Below are 16,619 nucleotides of genomic sequence, written 5' to 3' on the forward strand. Positions count from 1 at the left end.
TTAACACTATAAAGTTGTTACGTTTTATTAGGGATAATCTATGAATAAAGTGCCTTGCTGGTGGCTTGGGTGCTGCCTGTTTTCTATGCAGGTTCTGGCCGCAGATTCACCCGCGGTCATTAACTTTGGTCAACTGAGCGAAGACCAGGAACTCCCTTCTTTAAATGGACGCGTCGCGCTGCCGACAAACCAGGCCGCGCCCGGGACGTTAACCCTCGGCGATGCCGTCACCCGGGCCGTTAACTGGCACCCGACCATTCGCGAAGCGGTGGGCAAACTCTACGAGCAGATCCAACAGGTCGACGTCGCCAAATCAAAATACTATCCGCAGATCAGCGCCGGAATAGACAACCGCTACAGCAACTCCTCCAGCGACACCGGCTTTACCCCCTCGGTGGTGCTCTCCCTGTCGCAGATGCTGTATGACTTTGGCAAGGTGGCAAGCCAGGTGCGCGCCGAAAACGCCGGTGTGGCCCAGCAGCAGGCCAACGTGCTGGTGAGCATCGACACCATCGCGCTGGATACCGCCACCGCGATGGTGCAGGTGCAGACCTGGCAGCAGATGGTCGATACCGCCGAAGAGCAGCTCACGGCCCTGAGCAAAATCGGCACCCTGACCCGCCAGCGCAACGACGAAGGGGCGACCTCGCTCTCGGACGTGGTGCAGACCGACGCCCGTATCGAAGGGGCACGCTCGCAGCTGATGCAGTATCAGGCGAGCCTCGACAGCTCTCGCGCCACCCTGATGAGCAACCTCGGCTGGAGCAACCTGAATAACGTCAGCAACGCCTTTCCGGAAAAACTGGCCCGCAGCTGCGAGGTGGGCGAACCGGACGATCGGCTGGTGCCGGCGGTATTAGCCTCGTGGGCGCAGGCGGGCGTCGCCCAGGCGAACCTCGATTACGCCAACGCCCAGATGACGCCGACCGTGTCGCTGGACCCGGAAGTGCGTCACTACATGAACAACCGCTATGCCGGACACGACACGCTGGATAAAACCCAGTACTCGGTGGGGGTGAACGTGCAGATGCCTATCTACCAGGGCGGCGGCCTGAGCGCCCGGCGCAACGCCGCCGGACACGCGGTGGAAGCGGCCCAGTCCAACATTCAGCGTACCCGCCTCGACGTGCGCCAGAAGCTGCTGGAGTCCCGCAGCCAGGTGATGAGCCTGATGAGCACCCTGCAGATCCAGTCCCGTCAGGAGACGCTGAGCCAGCGCACTCGGGAACTCTATCAGCAGCAGTATCTCGAACTCGGTTCCCGCCCCCTGCTGGACGTGCTGAACGCCGAGCAGGAGGTCTACCAGACCCGCTTTACCCAGTGGCAAACCGCCGGACAGCTGCACCAGCTCCAGCTTAACTGCCTGTATAACACCGGCCGCCTGCGTAACGCTTTCGACCTTGAGAACCGCACCATTCAGTCAGTGGAGATCCAGCCATGATGCGAGACGATATCCTGCACGAGGACGCGCTGACGCAAGAGGCGCTGGAGCACTGGGCGCAGGCGTTTGGCTATGTCGCCACCCGCTACCGGGTGGCCTGCTCCCCCGGGGCACTGGTCGCCAGCGCTCCCTGGCTGCAGGGCAAAACCAAAATCCCGGCGCTGACCGGGCTGGCCCGCGATGCCGGGCTGTCGTTCACGGTGCTGAACAATGGCAAGGAGGCGATCAACAGCTGGCGTCTGCCGGTGGTGGTGGAACTTAACGACGGCAAAATCGGCGTGATTGAGCACTTCGACGGCGAAGACACCCTCGACGTCTGGTTCTTTGACGAAAAAGCTCAGACCAACCGCATCTCGCTGACCGGGCTGTTGCCCGCCATTCATCAGGTGGTGGCCTTGCGCCCGCTGGCGGCGCTGAAAGACAGCCGCGTTGACGCTTATATTTCCAAATACCGCCCGGACTGGCTGTACCGGCTGGTGATGCGCGACCTGCGCCCGTACGGCTGGGTGATGCTGGCGGCGCTGTTCATTAATCTGCTGTCGCTGGCCGGGATTTTGTTCTCGATGCAGGTGTATGACCGGGTGATCCCCGCCCAGTCCTACCCCACGCTGTACGTGCTGACGATTGGGGTGCTGATCGCCACCCTGTTTGGTTTTATCCTGCGCCTCGCCCGCTGCCACATTATGGATCTATTGGGTAAACGCGCCGACCTGCGGGTCTCGGACCGGGTGTTCGGCCACGCCCTGCGCCTGCGTAACAGCGCGGTGCCACGCTCCACCGGCAGCTTTATTTCCCAGCTGCGCGAGCTGGAGCAGATCCGCGAGATGGTCACCTCGTCGACCATCTCCACCATTGTCGATCTGCCGTTCTTCTTCCTGTTTGTGGTGGTGCTGGCGATCATCGCCCCTCAGCTTGCGTGGATCGCCCCGGTCGCGGCGGTGCTGATGGTGCTACCGGGCCTGCTGTTGCAGAAAAAGCTGGCGGTGCTGGCCAAGCAGTCGGCCCATGAATCGACCCTGCGCAACGCAGTGCTGGTTGAGAGCGTACAGGGGCTGGAGGACATCAAGCTGATGCAGGCTGAGAACCGTTTTCTGCAGCAGTGGAACAGCTACATTCAGATCACCGCCGAGTCGGGGCTGAAAACCCGCGAGCTGACCCAGGGGTTGATCAGCTGGGGGATGACCATTCAGAGCCTGGTGTACGCTGCGGTGATCGTGGTGGGTGCGCCGATGGTGATCGAAGGCGAGATGACCACCGGTGCGGTGGTCGCCGCCTCGATGCTGGCCTCAAGAATGATCGCCCCGATGGCGACCCTGTGCGGCGTGCTGGCACGCTGGCAGCAGGTGAAGGCCGCCAAAGAGGGGCTGGACAACATTATGCAGCTCCCGACCGAGAACCAGCGCGAAGAGACGCCGATCCGCCGGGACGTGCTGCGCGGTCACTATCTGTTTGAGCAGGCGCAGTTTGCCTATGCGGGCGACGTGCAAAATCCGGCCCTGCGCATCAACCGGCTGGAGATCAAGCCCGGCGAGCGTGTCGCCCTGCTGGGCCGCAACGGCGCGGGCAAATCGACCCTGCTGCAGGCGATGGTGGGCAGCATGGATCTGACCGGCGGCGAGCTGCGTCTCGACGGCCTGAGCCTGCCACATCTCGACATGGCGGACGTGCGCCGCAACGTGGGGCTGATGAGTCAGAACGCGCGGCTGTTTTACGGCACGCTGCGCGAGAACATTACCCTCGGGATGCCGCGCGCCACCGACGAGGAAATCTTTGCGGTGCTGGAGATGTGCGGCGCGGCAAGCTATGTGCAGAAGCTGGCGAAGGGGCTGGATCACCCGGTTATGGAGAACGGCGTCGGGCTTTCCGGCGGCCAGCGGCAGTCTATTTTGCTGGCGCGCATGTTCCTGCGCGATCCGAATATCGTCCTGCTGGATGAACCCACCGCCTCGCTGGATGAACACACCGAACGCGAATTTATCCAACGCCTGGGCCAGTGGCTGGGCAACCGGACGCTGATCGTCGCCACCCACCGGGTGCCAATGCTGGAGCTGGTCGAGCGCGTGGTGGTATTGAAAGAGGGGATGCTGGTGATGGATGCGCCGAAGGCGCAGGCGCTGAACAACAGCCGGATGGGGCAACAGCAGGCGAATGGACGGGAGTGGAAAAATGAAAACCAATCAGCATGATGCCGCCGCGATGGACGACCTCGACAATTCGCTGGATACCGAGACCGGCTACAGCGGTGCGCGACGGATTGTGGTCTACACCCTGCTGCTGTTTATCGTCGCCGGGGTGTGGGCGTGGTACGGCATTCTCGACGAAGTCTCGACCGGCACCGGGAAAGTGATCCCCAGCTCGCGCGAGCAGGTATTGCAGTCGCTCGACGGCGGGATCCTCGCTGAACTGAAAGTCCATGAAGGGGATCAGGTCAACGCCGGGCAGGTGCTGGCCCGTCTCGACCCGACCCGCTCGGAATCGAACGTCGGTGAAAGCGCGGCCCGCTATCGCGCCTCGCTGGCCTCCAGCGCCCGTCTGCATGCGGAAGTGAACGACCAGCCCCTCGCCTTTCCGACTTCGCTGGCGAAATGGACCGATCTGATCGCCGCCGAAACGCGACTGTACACCACCCGCCGCGCGCAGCTGGAAGATTCCCAGCGCGAACTGCGTCAGGCGCTGGATCTGGTGAATGCGGAGCTGGGGATCACCCAGCGGCTGGTAAAAACCGGTGCCGCCAGCCACGTGGAAGCCCTGCGTTTGCAGCGTCAGAAGAGCGACCTCGAACTGCGTCTCACCGACCTGCGCTCGCAGTATTACGTGCAGGCGCGCGAGGCGCTGTCCAAATCGAATGCCGAAGTGGATATGCTCTCGGCGATCCTGAAAGGCCGGGAAGACTCAGTAACCCGCCTGACGGTGACCTCCCCGGTACGCGGGATTGTGAAGAACATTAAAGTGACCACCATCGGCGGTGTCATCCCGCCCAATGGCGAGCTGATGGAAATTGTGCCGGTGGACGACCACCTACTGATTGAAACCCGCCTGTCACCGCGCGACATCGCCTTTATCCACCCGGAACAAAAAGCGCTGGTGAAGATCACCGCCTACGATTACGCCATCTACGGCGGTCTGGACGGCGTGGTGGAGACCATCTCGCCGGACACCATTCAGGACGAAGCCAAGCCGGAAGTGTTCTATTACCGGGTGTTTATTCGTACCGGCCAGGATTACCTGGTGAATAAAGCGGGGAGGCATTTTTCGATTGTGCCTGGGATGATAGCGACGGTGGATATCAAGACCGGCGAGAAGTCGGTACTGGATTATATGATTAAGCCGTTTAACCGGGCGAAAGAAGCGCTTCGGGAGCGGTAATGGGTTTTCTCCCTCTCCCTATGGGAGAGGGCCAGGGTGAGGGGAACATGCCAGGGCGGCTCAATCGCCGCCGGGCGATCCGGCGCTTCGCGAGCTGTAGTGTTTTTTTCTCCCTCTCCCCTTGGGAGAGGGCCGGGGTGAGGGGAACATGCCACTCAGGTGGTGGTTCCGTTCACTTTCCGTTCCTTGCTACTTTGTAATCACCGAACCGGTGAACGTGCCAGGGTGGCTCAATCGCCGCCGGGCGATCCGGCGCTTCGCGAGCTGTAGTGTTTTTTCTCCCTCTCCCCTTGGGAGAGGGCCGGGGTGAGGGGAACATGCCACTCAGGTGGTGGTTCCGTTCACTTTACGTTCCTTGCTACTTTGTAATCACCGAACCGGTGAACGTGCCAGGGTGGCTCATCGCCACCACCCTGGCAACCCGGGCTACCGGCAAGAAAATCGCCGCTACGCGGTTCCCTCAGCTTATTCCTTCCGGCTTCGGGTCGGGCGCGATCCTACATCCATGTAGGTCACGCCCTCTCGGCGCATCCCTGCACCTCGCCCCGGCCTACAGGAAACGCTTCGGCGATTTACAGCCGGACCTGGGTGTCGCTTTAGCCGGTTTATACTCATGCAATTAGCTCATCGCTTTACGCTTTGGTAGGCCCGCGCAAGCGAAGCGCCGCCGGGCGATCCGGTGTTACCGCCGCATATTCCCCTTACACACCTCCCCCTTAAACCTTCGGAAATACCCCCAGGTATTTCTGTGAGCCATAAAACGGAATCACCAGGAACGCCATCCCCGCGCTGCCTTCGGCATACTGCACCGCCATATCGCCGCTGCGGGTAATAAACATATCGCGCTCTACCCAGCGACATCCGACGCTCATATCCGGGGTGCAGTTTTTATATTTCGTTCTCAGCACGCCGTCTTTGGTCAGCCAGAGGTATTGCCGTTCAGGATCCGAGGGTTTGGCGGCGGATTCATCGAGCAGGGTCCAGGTTTGCTGGCTCAGGGTGTTGTTTTGCGCATCCCGCGAGGTGGCCTGCAGTGATTTCGCCGGATAGTTGAAGCGTAATTCCACCGTTGCCGCGCTCTTGCTGCTGACATAAAACAGCTGGGCTAAGTCATCGGTCCCCTTGTACTCGTCCCCGCCCGGTTTTAGCGGCGTGGTCTTAAACTGATACACACTGTGGCTGCGGATATCCTGCCGGTTAGGGTATTCCGCCTGGAATTGCGATTGTTGCGGCGAGCTGACGACGCAGCCGCTGAGCAGCAAGACTAAACCGAGTACAGACAATTGACGCATTCACATTCCCCTATGATGGCTAAGCCAGACTGAGCGGATAATTATGGGTGCTAATCAATGGGATCAGAAACGCGTCCGGCCATTACTCCCTGAAAAGGTAGGCACTACGCACTTACGCCGTAATCGTTTTGCTCATATTGACCCCCGTCACCCCAAAACCGCTGGTCTCGTACAGCGACCGGGCGCGGGCGTTATCACCGGCCACGCGGAGTTTGATCTGCTCAAAGCCCTTTTCCCGCAAATCCTGCTCTAACGCGTGCAGCGCCTGTTTCCCCAACCCCTGCCCCTGGTACGCATTCAGGATGTGGAAATCATAAATAAACGCCGCGCGCGCAGCCGGGTCCGGCTTGTACCACAGATAGCCGACGTGCCTGTCGTCGTTAAGCAGGCACAGCAAAACGTGCCCGGCGGTATTGACGCCCTGCGGCAGCAGATCTGCTGTCTCCTGTTTCGCTCGGGCCAGGGCGTCGCCGTGCGCAAGCCGGTAATTGGCGGCGATCTCATCCGCGTAATCTGGAATGAAGTACGCAAGATAAGCAGGATATTGATCCTCCTGCAGGGGACGTAATGTGATCATGACGGATGCCTCAATGGGGTGAAATAGCCCTGACCTTCTCAATAATCGGCCTCATTCACCAGCTTAAAATAGGCGTTGACGGTGGCACTGGCCTCCTGCGCCCGGCCGATCATCACCAGATTGGCGGTGAATTCGGCTTCTTTTAGCGGGCGATATACCAGGCCGGGAATATGCACCTGCTGCAACGGGGCCGGAATAAGTGCCAGCCCCAGCCCGGTGGCCGCAATCGCCAGCGTGCTCAACGTGCTCCCGGCCCGGTAGGCGATATGGCAGCGTTCCCCCAGCTTTTGCGTCAGCAGCATAAACAGATGCTCATGCACGTCGTGGGCTTCATACAGCACAAGGGGTTGCCCGGCCAGCATATCGACCGTCAAACCCTCATGGGCAACCAGAGGATGATCCTCAGGCAGGGCGACCAGCATCTCCCAGTCCCCCATCCGGCTGACGGTCAGGTCCGCGCCGAGGATATTGCTGTGCGCCGGGGTGTAGCCGATGTCCAGATGCCCGGCTCGGATCGCCTCGACCTGCTCCAGCGGGCCGACTTCGTCGATCGTCAGATCGGCATCGGGAAAGCGCTGATGAAACCGGCGCAGATCGGCGGTCAGTTTGCCACTGAAGATGGCATTTCCGGCAAACCCCACCCGCACCCGGCCCGTTTCGCCTCGCAGGGCGCGCTCGACGGTCAGCCGCGTATGGTCGGCCTGCTCCAGCGTCCGTCTGGCTTCTATCTGCAGCAATACCCCGGCGTCGGTCAGCTCGACCCGACGGCTGGTGCGCACGAACAGCGCGCCGCCCAGCTCCTCTTCAAGCGCCTTGATTTGCATGCTCAGCGCGGGCTGGACTATGTTCAGCCGCGCGGCGGCCCGGCCAAAGTGGCCCTCTTCGGCCACGGCTAAAAAGTAGCGCAGGTGACGTAAATCCATGCCTCCCCCAGACAATCACTAAAAGTGATTGATCAGTCATATCTATATATTTCATTTTAGCCTGTTCAGGTTGCACACTGCATCTCGTTAACTCACAGGAGATCGCGAAATGACTACTCAACTTAATGACCGTCAACAACTCAATGACCTGATGAATGGCTGGATGCACCGGGATCTGGGCGAATGGGCGCAGCTGCGCGAACTGTTCCATCCCGATGGCACCATTGAAATTACCTGGTTCGAGGGGCTGGGGAGCGATTTTGTCGAGGGCTCCATGCGGATGGGCGAATCGGATCTGCGCACCAAGCACCTGATTACCTCGCCTGCAGTGACCTTCAATGCCCGTGGCGATAAAGCGATCCTTGAAACTAACGCCATGATCATCGCCGAGAACGTCAAACTGAATATCGGCTGCGAGTGCCACAATCGCTTTTACGACCTGGCCGAAAAACGAGACGGGGTGTGGAAGCTGTTTCGTCGTCAGAGCGTGTACGACATGGGGACATTTACCTTCCCGTTAGGCCCGGTGGAGATTGACCAACGCGTGGTGGCGAAATACCCGCGTGAATATGCCACGCTGGCGTATCTCCTGGAGCAGAGCGGCTTCCCGCTCGGGCGCGTATTTGCGACGCGCGGCAGCGAGCTGGAGAGCAACATGAAGGCGGCGGGCCAGCGCTGGTTAGCGGCCTGATTCGCCACTCGGCGGGAAATTGGGGTATCATCCGCGTCCACTCTTCCTGCGGGCTGCCTGATGTCTACGATTGTTGATACGTTTATTGCCCCGCCGTGCCATGCGCAGATCGAGACGCTGTATCAGGACTCGCACCTGGTGCTGATTAACAAACCCGCCGGGCTGCTCAGCCTGTCGGGTAAAAATCCGCTTAACCTCGATTCGGTACACCATCGGCTGGTGCAGATTTTCCCCGGCTGCACGCTGGTTCACCGCCTGGATTTTGGCACCTCCGGGCTGATGGTGGTGGCCCGCAATAAGGCGATCAATGCCGCGCTGTGCCAGCAGTTCAGCCAGCGCACGGTGAGCAAGGTGTACAGCGCCCTGCTGTGCGGGCATCTGGAGAGTGATGAAGGGACGATCGACGCGGCGATTGCCAAAGATCCGGCTCTGTTCCCACTGATGTCGATTTGCGCCATCACCGGCAAGCCGGCCCGCTCCCGCTATCGGGTGGTGGAGCGTCTGTATCGCGAACAAGAAGGGCCGCTAACGCGGGTAGAATTAACCCCGGAGACCGGGCGCACCCACCAGCTGCGCATTCACTGCCAGCAGCTCGGCCACCCAATTTTAGGCTGCGATCTGTACGGCGGTCTGCTGCCGCCCGGCACCGAACATACGCCCCGGCTAATGCTGCACGCCAGCGAGCTGCATTTTGTGCATCCCGTTAGCGGCGAGAATATTGCCGCCCGCCATGCCAGTCCGTTCTGAAAAGCAAAGCAGGCATCGTGCGATGCCTGCCATCACGCTTACTTCGCGCAGTACACTCGCGCTTCACGTGGGGTGTAGATCCCCAGCGTGATGATGCGGAACAGGACGTTGGTTGCAGATTCCTGCACTTCGGTACGCACCACTTTATCCGCACCGCCGCACACCTGCGCAGCATCGATGGTCTTAGACTGACCGATACCGTTCAGGAAGAAAGTCTGGCGTGTTTCCTGCGTCGGCTTTTCAACAATGCCACTGTTCACTTTAAAGGTCTGTTGTGCACAACCCGACAGGGCCGCTGCGGCAACGACTGCAATCATTAACTTTTTCATATAGGCCTTTATTATTCGAAGTAACCGGGAGCAGATACTATTCCCTCTTCGCTAAAGGCGATATTCCTTCCTGAACATATTCAGCACCTGAATAACAACCGTTGATGCCGCATTCAGGTATGTGATCCAATTGGTTTTTACCGGTGAAGGTTGTGCAAAAGCGCGGTAATAAAAACGTTACTCACCGGGGGTAACTTTCTGCACTTCAGTGTCGGCCGGTATCACCTCCAGCACCAGCGGCGGCACCGCTTTGCCGGTGCGGGTGTCGATCAGCACCGAATGACGCTCGCCGGGTGCGAACAGGTGCTGCTCGCCCCACTGGCGCAGCGCCACCACCACCGTAAATAGGCTTTCGCCCTGCGGGGTCAGGACATACTCCTGGTATGCCGTGCCGTCCGAGGCATCCTGCCGAATGAGGATCCCCGCCTCAACCAGCCTGGTAAGCCTGTCGGTGAGGATGTTTTTCGCCACCCCCAGGCTGCGCTGGAAATCACCAAACCGGCGTATGCCGTCAAAGGCATCGCGGACGATCAGCAGCGACCAGCGATCGCCAATCAGATCCACGGATCGCGCCACGGGACAGGGTTGTTGACTCAAGGGGTGACGAGGTTTCATCGCGTCTCCAGGGTAGAAAAAGCCGACTGTGTGGTTGCATTTTAAAACTGGAAAGCCTAGCATTCAATCAGTTTCGTTTTGCAACCAGGTTGGATTGCGCAGCAATGATCAACGTCTCTCATGCATCACCGATGTCACCCGGCCTGGTGTGGCTGTTCGCCATCGCCAGCGGCCTGAGCGTGGCCAATGTTTATTACGCCCAACCGCTGCTGGACGCCCTGGCGCGGGATTTTGCCATCAGCCAGGCGGCAGTCGGCGGGGTGATCACCGCCACCCAGATGGGTTGCGCGCTGGCGCTGCTGTTTCTGGTGCCGCTGGGCGATCGGGTGGATCGCCGCCGCCTGATGGCGCTGCAGCTACTGGGGCTCATTGTCGCGCTGGTCGCGGTGGGGATGGCGCAATCTGCCCCTATGCTGCTGGCGGGCATGCTCGCGGTCGGCCTGCTCGGCACGGCGATGACCCAGGGGCTGATCGCCTATGCGGCCAGCGCCGCCGCCCCACATGAACAGGGCCGCGTGGTGGGTACGGCGCAAAGTGGGGTCTTTATTGGGCTGCTGCTGGCGAGGGTCTTTGCCGGGGGGATCAGCGACCTGGCGGGCTGGCGCGGGGTCTATTTCTGCGCGGCACTGCTGATGCTGCTGATTGCCCTCCCCCTGTGGCGACGGCTGCCCGCCCTGCCCCCGGCTTCTCACCGGCTGAGCTATCCGCGCCTGCTGATCTCTATGCTGACGCTGCTGCGCGAGGAAAAGGCGCTGCAGGTGCGGGGCACACTGGCGCTGCTGATGTTTGCCGCGTTTAACATTTTCTGGAGCGCGTTAACGCTGCCTCTGAGCGCCCCGCCCTACAGCTTCTCACACACACTGATTGGCACCTTCGGGCTGGTTGGCGTGGTTGGCGCGTTGGCCGCCGCGCGTGCCGGGCGATGGGCCGATCGCGGTTATGCAGAGCCCACCAGCGCGCTGGCGCTATCGCTGTTGCTGCTGGCCTGGTGGCCGCTGTCGCTGATGGGAACCTCGCTGTGGGCGCTGGTGATCGGCATCGTGCTGCTGGATCTGGGCGGCCAGGCGCTGCACGTCACCAATCAAAGCCTGATTTTCCGTACCCGACCGGAAGCGCACAGTCGGCTGGTCGGCCTGTATATGCTGTTTTATGCCGTTGGCAGCGGGCTGGGAGCCATAGGCACCACCGTCACCTATGCCCATCTGGGCTGGCACGGCGTGTGCCTGCTGGGTGCGGCGGTCAGCCTGCTGGCGCTGGTATTCTGGTGGCTGACGCGCGTGTCGCCTTCAGTGATACAACTTCGCCATGAAGCCGATTAATACCGTTGGCCCGCTGCCCTGCGGGCCAGGATCCACATCAGGGGGAGCAGGACAACATGGAGAATCGTCAGGCCGAGTAAAATCCCGGCGTTACCTGCCTGATGATCGCCCGTGGTGGCCAGCTGGTGAAAATGCCCGTACACCAGGCCCGCAAATTCAATGGCCACCCACAGCACCACCGCTAATTTGAATTCCAGACCTCGCCAGAACGAGACGATGGCCACCACGCCTAACGCAATATCGGCCATCCCCATTTCGAACTGGAAGGGGCTGCTCTGCCAGCCAATAAATGCCGCCGCAGTTTGCGGCGAAAGCGTATGGTAAAGACCCGCCCACAGGGATGCGACCCCGATAGAGAGCAACAGTAGCCAGGATAAATAACGCTCGGCGTAGTGACCCGACTGTCGATGACGGAGTAAGGGAATAAGCGAGGCGAGAATAAACATGACCAGCGGAATATTTGTCAGAATCAAGCGGATAGCATTGGCAATCATGATTATTCCTCTTTAAAGGATATCACCCCGCGATGTGCAGTTTTTGAAGTATAGGATACGCAGCCGGACGATGGGTGCAGCCCGGTGCAAAGCCATCAGAGCGCGAACAGCGTCTCGATTTCTATTTTAAGATCGGGTGAGAAAAGGCGGCTGACTTCAACCCTTATCAAAGAATTCGGTTTGCAGTGATGTCGTACACATCGTTGTTATTGCGTTTCCCGACGCCCAGCACAAACACCGTGATGGTGTCGTCTTCAACCAAATAGACCAGACGGTAGCCTAACTTGCGCAGCTTGATTTTGTACTGATCTTTACGGCCATGGAGTTGGTCTGCCGGTACACGTGGGTTTTCCAGGCGCTCGGCTAACTTCTTCTTAAACTGATCCCGGACAACGTGCCCCAGCTTATCCCACTCCTTCCTGGCGACAGGGATAAACTTGAGCTTATAAGTCATCCAGATTGACCTCCACCGCCTGGCTCAGGTCGGCCATGCGTTCGTCGACCAGTCGGCCGAGTTCTGCATCTTCCACCAGCTCCATCAGATACGCGTACATAGAGGGTGGGACACAGTAAAACGCGGGTTCGTTGCGGTTGAGAATGGCGATGGCCGCCCCTTCACCTGACTTAATCGTCCCCATTGGGTCTTTTTTTAAGTCAGTAATACTGGCTGCAATGTTTGACAGAATTTCGTAGGGCATCATATTCCTCCTGGTAGATAACTTTATAATAGCATCAATAAAAGTGCTTTTTAAAGACTCTTAACCATACCATAACCAGCACATCGACGTGTCAGGCGCATCTTGTTTCCGGATAAGATATATTGAAAGGACTGACGTAAAATAATCGCTTTGTAACAGGTAACATCACCATGGCTCTGATCCCTAAAAACTACACGCGGCTGGAAAGTGGCTACCGCGAGAAAGCCCTTAAAATTTATCCGTGGGTCTGCGGACGCTGTTCACGGGAGTTTGTGTATTCCAATCTGCGCGAACTAACGGTTCACCATATCGACCACGATCACACCAACAACCCGGAAGATGGCAGCAACTGGGAGCTGTTGTGCCTGTTTTGCCATGATCATGAACACTCGAAATACACCGAAGCCGACCAGTACGGCAGCACCGTAGTTGCCGGTGAAGATGCGCAGAAAGATGTCGGGGAGGCCACCTACAACCCGTTTGCCAATTTACAGGCGATGCTAAACAAGAAGAAATAGCCTCGAAAATGTCGGCTCAACTGAAGCCGACATCTTACTCAGGATGGGCTCAGCACCCCCTTCAGGGCCACGTGATACAGCAGCATGATGGTTTTGCCATCGACGATAAGGCCGCTTTCAACGGCGGCGAGAGCCTCATCAAGGGGCATCTCCAGCACCTCGATATCCTCGCCTTCCGCCTCGATGCCGCCGCCCGCACTTTTCTTGTCGCCTGCCGCGTATTCCGCGATGTAAAAGTAGAGTTTTTCGGTCACCGAGCCCGGGCTCATGTACGCTTCCAACACCTTCTCCACGTGGGATACGTGAAAGCCCGTCTCTTCTTCGGCTTCTGCTTTGATGCGGCTTTCGGGATCCATGTTGTCGAGCAGACCGGCGGCCGCTTCGATCAGATAGCCATCATGGCCATTCATAAACACCGGAAAGCGAAACTGCCGGGTGAGGATCACGGTTTTCCTGTCGCGGTTATACAGCAGGATGGTGGCCCCGTTGCCCCGATCGTAAACCTCGCGGCTCTGACGCTGCCATTCCCCCTGTCGGCGCTGAATATCAAAGGTGTATTTTTTGAGTGAAAACCAGTTATCGGACAAGATTTCACTGTCGATAATGCGTATTTCTGCACGTTTTGGTGGCATACTGACTCCTTAATTCCTGGAGCAAGCATCATAAACAGCAATATCGTGCACGATCAAGATCACTCGTGCAATAAAACGGAGCCCCCATGCTGACCCCGCAACGTAAACAACGCATTCTTGAACAACTCGCCCGCGACGGACAGGTGCTGTCGAAAGATTTGAGCGCCCGGTTTGCGGTATCTGAAGACACTATCCGCCGGGATTTGCGCGAGCTGGCATCCGCTGGGCGCTTACAGCGCGTGCACGGCGGCGCGCTGCCGTCATCGTCCGCCATCGCCACCTTTGCCGAGCGTACTGCGTTAAAAACTGATGCGAAAAAGACGATTGCCCGCACAGGCGCGGAGCTGATTTCCGCCGGCCAGGTGGTGATGATTGACGGCGGAACCACCACCTCGGAACTGATTAAATGCCTGCCGAATGAGCTGGATATTACCGTGGTGACGCACAGCCCGAGTATTGCGCTGGGCATGATTGACCATCCCACCATCGAGGTGATTTTAATAGGCGGGCGGTTGTACAAGCATTCCATTGTGACCGTGGGCGCGGCGGCCATTGAAGGCATCGGTCATATTCATGCCGATATTTTCTTTATGGGCGTGACCGGCATTCATCCCGAAGCGGGATTAACCACCGGCAATTACGAAGAAGCGTGCATCAAACGTGCATTTTCCGCCAGAGCCGCCGAAACGGTGGTGCTGGTCTCGCCGGAGAAGATCAACGCCGCGTCCGCGTTTGTCATCGGCAGCCTCGGCTTAATCAACACGATAGTGGTGGACAGCGGCACCGATGACAACTGGCTGCGCAGCATAGAAGAAAAAGGCGTCAGCGTGGTACGGGCAGAGTGAGTTAACCCTGAGCGGTGAGAGTGAACGGTTGGGAAATTGTCCAGCGAGAAGCAAAGTGCGCCTGATACTGCGCCACGACGTCCGGCATATTTTTGATAATAAGGACATTCTCACTGTTGGAATATTCTGCTGATTTCGCGTAATTGAATGAGCCCGTCTCCAGCGTGGTGCCATCAACAATCATCATCTTGTCGTGCTGAATGTGATAATGGCCATCAATGCGCAGCGCCACGCCATGGCGGGCGATGTCACGCATGGCCGCCAGCGAAACCGGGCCAGTGTTGCGACGTTTATCGATAACGACCTGGACCTTGACGCCTCGCTGCTCGGCAGCGTCCAGTGCCGCAGTGATATCTTTCGCCTGGAAGGCATAAGCCATCATCTGGATAGAGGAATGCGCATTATTGATGGTCTCCAGCACCCGCTTTTGCGCACTGCCCTCGGGGGAAAATCCCACTTCAATGGAGGGGGCTGCATACGATGAAGCAGAAATCATCAGCAGGAAAAGCACTAGTTTAGGCATGGTGTGTTCTCAGCTCGCGTTCGACAGTGTGCTAGATAAGATTGCTGACCATCGACCCGTTTGCCCGGCAGCAGAATCTGTAGCGTTTATTCTGTCATTAAAAGCCGTAACGTTAATCAGTGCATTGGTTACAGAGCGTAAGCACCCTGACGTTCACCGACTAATGCGCTGTCGTTTTTGACAGAAGGTTTAAAACCAGCACCCCACTGATAATTAACAGCATCCCGATCACCGCCCAGATATCCAGTTTCTGCCCAAACAATAGCCAGCCAAATAAAGAGATAATAACGATGCCGAGCCCAGACCACACGGCATAGGCAATACCTAAAGGTATCGATTTTAAGGTGAGCGATAAGCAATAGAATGCGATGGCATAGCCCACAATCACCACAACGGAGGGCAATAACTTTGTAAATCCTTCACTTAGCTTCAGGCTGGTGGTTGCCACCACCTCGGCTAATACTGCAACAAACAGCACAATCCACGTATTCATCATTGACCTTACGTTAAATCAAGGGTGCTAAAAATATAATCCACCCCGTCACTGACAACCCAAACGGCACAGAAAAAAAGACATTACCTGAATATTGTGACAACGCACCTAAATGCTCTTCCCCTTATTGATTTATTTCCGTCTGGCTTTGCTTAATGCGTGGCTTCAATGCGTTGCCTTTACTGAAAACAGTGTCACTGTTCACTCCATCATCCCCCTCATTTCCTGATGAAAATAATTCGCATTCGCCCGTCTTTATGATAAGTTGCATTTATAATGCAACTTAATCGGAGACACCGCTATGAGCGCAAGTCAGAAAGCCGGACACACCTTCTTAGCCAGCCTGGGTAAAACCCGTTTGCGCCCCGGCGGCGTTGATGCCACCGAGTGGCTGTTCAGCCAGTCGGCACTGACGCCGGACAGCGTCGTGCTGGAGGTCGCCTGCAATATGGGCACCACCTCTATCGAACTGGCGCAGCGTTTTGGCTGCACGATCTACGCCATCGACATGGATAAAAATGCGCTCGATCAGGCGCGGCAAAACGTCGCCGCCGCCGGTCTGCAGGATAAAATCCACGTGCTGGAAGCCAACGCCACCAAACTGCCCTTCGCCGACGATGCGTTCGACGTGGTGATTAACGAAGCGATGCTGACCATGTACGTGGACAAGGCCAAAACCCGGCTGATTGACGAGTATTATCGGGTGCTCAAACCCGGCGGTCGCCTGCTGACTCACGACATCATGTTCACCAGTGAGCGGCTGGAGACGGGCCGGCAGACGCAGCTGGAAGAGATTGTGCGATCCAACGTCAGCCCGATGTCCCAGGAGGCGTGGAAAGCGCTGTTTATCGCCAGCCACTTCCAGTCGGTCGATACCCACAACGGGGCGATGTCCCTGATGTCTCCGGCGGGGCTGATTCGCGACGAAGGCTTGCCGCGCGCGGCGAAAATCCTGTTTAACGGCCTGCGCACCCGCGAGAACCGAACCCGCTTCCTGGGGATGTTCCGCTTCTTTCGCCGTAACCGCCACCAGTTGAACTACATCGCCTGCTGCTCGCGCAAATAGCGCGCACAGGCCATAATCCGTGCTAAATTCATCCGTCAACTCACTGCTGG

At 58.2% G+C, this 16,619-nt stretch carries 20 protein-coding genes; 9 read left to right on the plus strand and 11 right to left on the minus strand.

Annotated features, from left to right (window positions below; all coding sequences use genetic code 11):
- Positions 1–40: 40 nt before the first annotated feature.
- Genes M8013_RS08215 through M8013_RS08225 form a run of 3 tightly spaced genes read left to right on the plus strand, consistent with a single transcriptional unit; the run spans position 41 to position 4,807 of the window.
- On the plus strand, positions 41–1,441 hold the full coding sequence (locus M8013_RS08215) for a TolC family outer membrane protein (RefSeq protein WP_271267302.1): 1,401 nt from the start codon (positions 41–43) through the stop codon (positions 1,439–1,441).
- Positions 1,438–3,627, plus strand: a complete 2,190-nt coding sequence (locus M8013_RS08220) for a type I secretion system permease/ATPase (protein ID WP_271267303.1) — start codon at positions 1,438–1,440, stop codon at positions 3,625–3,627. The genes M8013_RS08215 and M8013_RS08220 overlap by 4 nt, the downstream gene beginning before the upstream one ends.
- Before the next feature lie 10 nt (positions 3,628–3,637).
- A complete protein-coding gene (locus M8013_RS08225; RefSeq protein WP_271267425.1) occupies positions 3,638–4,807 on the plus strand; it encodes a beta-barrel domain-containing protein in 1,170 nt (389 codons plus the stop codon).
- Positions 4,808–5,523: 716 nt separating this feature from the next.
- Here the strand turns inward: M8013_RS08225 and M8013_RS08230 are convergent.
- The 3 genes from M8013_RS08230 to M8013_RS08240 form a co-directional block, all read right to left on the minus strand.
- Positions 5,524–6,099: a hypothetical protein gene (locus M8013_RS08230; RefSeq protein WP_271267304.1), complete on the minus strand. Its 576-nt coding sequence runs from the start codon at positions 6,097–6,099 to the stop codon at positions 5,524–5,526.
- A gap of 112 nt (positions 6,100–6,211) precedes the next feature.
- Positions 6,212–6,676 carry a GNAT family N-acetyltransferase gene (locus M8013_RS08235; RefSeq protein WP_271267305.1) on the minus strand — a complete coding sequence of 155 codons (465 nt, stop codon included), beginning with the start codon at positions 6,674–6,676 and terminating at the stop codon, positions 6,212–6,214.
- Between the two features lie 38 nt (positions 6,677–6,714).
- Positions 6,715–7,599: a LysR substrate-binding domain-containing protein gene (locus M8013_RS08240; protein ID WP_271267306.1), complete on the minus strand. Its 885-nt coding sequence runs from the start codon at positions 7,597–7,599 to the stop codon at positions 6,715–6,717.
- Between the two features lie 109 nt (positions 7,600–7,708).
- On the opposite strand from M8013_RS08240, the gene M8013_RS08245 reads away from it, so the two are divergent.
- Positions 7,709–8,290, plus strand: a complete 582-nt coding sequence (locus M8013_RS08245; RefSeq protein ID WP_271267307.1) for a nuclear transport factor 2 family protein — start codon at positions 7,709–7,711, stop codon at positions 8,288–8,290.
- A gap of 60 nt (positions 8,291–8,350) precedes the next feature.
- Positions 8,351–9,037 carry an RluA family pseudouridine synthase gene (locus M8013_RS08250; RefSeq protein ID WP_271267308.1) on the plus strand — a complete coding sequence of 229 codons (687 nt, stop codon included), beginning with the start codon at positions 8,351–8,353 and terminating at the stop codon, positions 9,035–9,037.
- A gap of 38 nt (positions 9,038–9,075) precedes the next feature.
- Here M8013_RS08250 and M8013_RS08255 read toward each other — a convergent pair whose 3' ends face one another.
- Together M8013_RS08255 and M8013_RS08260 are read right to left on the minus strand one after the other, a co-directional pair.
- Positions 9,076–9,366 (minus strand): Bor family protein, encoded by a 291-nt coding sequence (locus tag M8013_RS08255; RefSeq protein ID WP_271267309.1) that lies wholly within the window; start codon positions 9,364–9,366, stop codon positions 9,076–9,078.
- A 177-nt stretch (positions 9,367–9,543) separates the two neighbouring features.
- Complete coding sequence (locus M8013_RS08260) at positions 9,544–9,981, minus strand: winged helix-turn-helix transcriptional regulator (RefSeq protein WP_271267310.1); 438 nt, start codon at positions 9,979–9,981, stop codon at positions 9,544–9,546.
- Between the two features lie 104 nt (positions 9,982–10,085).
- Between M8013_RS08260 and M8013_RS08265 the strand changes: the two genes are divergently transcribed.
- Positions 10,086–11,300, plus strand: coding sequence for an MFS transporter (locus M8013_RS08265; RefSeq protein WP_271267311.1), 1,215 nt, complete (start codon positions 10,086–10,088; stop codon positions 11,298–11,300).
- Here M8013_RS08265 and M8013_RS08270 read toward each other — a convergent pair.
- The 3 genes from M8013_RS08270 to M8013_RS08280 all read right to left on the minus strand — a co-directional run bounded on the left by M8013_RS08270 (position 11,297) and on the right by M8013_RS08280 (position 12,492).
- On the minus strand, positions 11,297–11,794 hold the full coding sequence (locus tag M8013_RS08270; protein WP_271267312.1) for a DUF6790 family protein: 498 nt from the start codon (positions 11,792–11,794) through the stop codon (positions 11,297–11,299). The genes M8013_RS08265 and M8013_RS08270 overlap by 4 nt on opposite strands.
- 166 nt (positions 11,795–11,960) lie before the next feature.
- Positions 11,961–12,248: a type II toxin-antitoxin system RelE family toxin gene (locus tag M8013_RS08275; protein WP_271267313.1), complete on the minus strand. Its 288-nt coding sequence runs from the start codon at positions 12,246–12,248 to the stop codon at positions 11,961–11,963.
- Positions 12,238–12,492 (minus strand): type II toxin-antitoxin system Phd/YefM family antitoxin, encoded by a 255-nt coding sequence (locus tag M8013_RS08280; protein ID WP_271267426.1) that lies wholly within the window; start codon positions 12,490–12,492, stop codon positions 12,238–12,240. Before M8013_RS08280 ends, M8013_RS08275 begins: the two co-directional genes overlap by 11 nt.
- A gap of 170 nt (positions 12,493–12,662) precedes the next feature.
- Here M8013_RS08280 and yajD point away from each other — a divergent pair, with 170 nt between their 5' ends.
- Positions 12,663–13,010, plus strand: a complete 348-nt coding sequence (yajD, locus tag M8013_RS08285) for an HNH nuclease YajD (protein ID WP_271267314.1) — start codon at positions 12,663–12,665, stop codon at positions 13,008–13,010.
- 38 nt (positions 13,011–13,048) lie between these two features.
- Here yajD and M8013_RS08290 read toward each other — a convergent pair whose 3' ends face one another.
- Positions 13,049–13,642 (minus strand): NUDIX hydrolase, encoded by a 594-nt coding sequence (locus M8013_RS08290; protein WP_271267315.1) that lies wholly within the window; start codon positions 13,640–13,642, stop codon positions 13,049–13,051.
- A gap of 86 nt (positions 13,643–13,728) precedes the next feature.
- On the opposite strand from M8013_RS08290, the gene M8013_RS08295 reads away from it, so the two are divergent.
- Entirely contained in the window at positions 13,729–14,487 is a 759-nt protein-coding gene (locus M8013_RS08295; protein WP_271267316.1) for a DeoR/GlpR family DNA-binding transcription regulator, read from the plus strand.
- Position 14,488: 1 nt separating this feature from the next.
- Here the strand turns inward: M8013_RS08295 and M8013_RS08300 are convergent, their stop codons facing one another.
- Together M8013_RS08300 and M8013_RS08305 are read right to left on the minus strand one after the other, a co-directional pair.
- Entirely contained in the window at positions 14,489–15,010 is a 522-nt protein-coding gene (locus tag M8013_RS08300; protein ID WP_271267317.1) for a phospholipase D family nuclease, read from the minus strand.
- Between the two features lie 160 nt (positions 15,011–15,170).
- A complete protein-coding gene (locus M8013_RS08305; RefSeq protein ID WP_271267427.1) occupies positions 15,171–15,503 on the minus strand; it encodes an SMR family transporter in 333 nt (110 codons plus the stop codon).
- Positions 15,504–15,804: 301 nt separating this feature from the next.
- On the opposite strand from M8013_RS08305, the gene M8013_RS08310 reads away from it, so the two are divergent.
- A complete protein-coding gene (locus tag M8013_RS08310; protein WP_271267318.1) occupies positions 15,805–16,569 on the plus strand; it encodes a class I SAM-dependent methyltransferase in 765 nt (254 codons plus the stop codon).
- Positions 16,570–16,619: the final 50 nt, after the last annotated feature.

Source organism: Silvania confinis (genome assembly GCF_025564085.1).
In the GTDB taxonomy this organism is placed as follows: Bacteria; Pseudomonadota; Gammaproteobacteria; order Enterobacterales; family Enterobacteriaceae; genus Enterobacter; species Enterobacter confinis.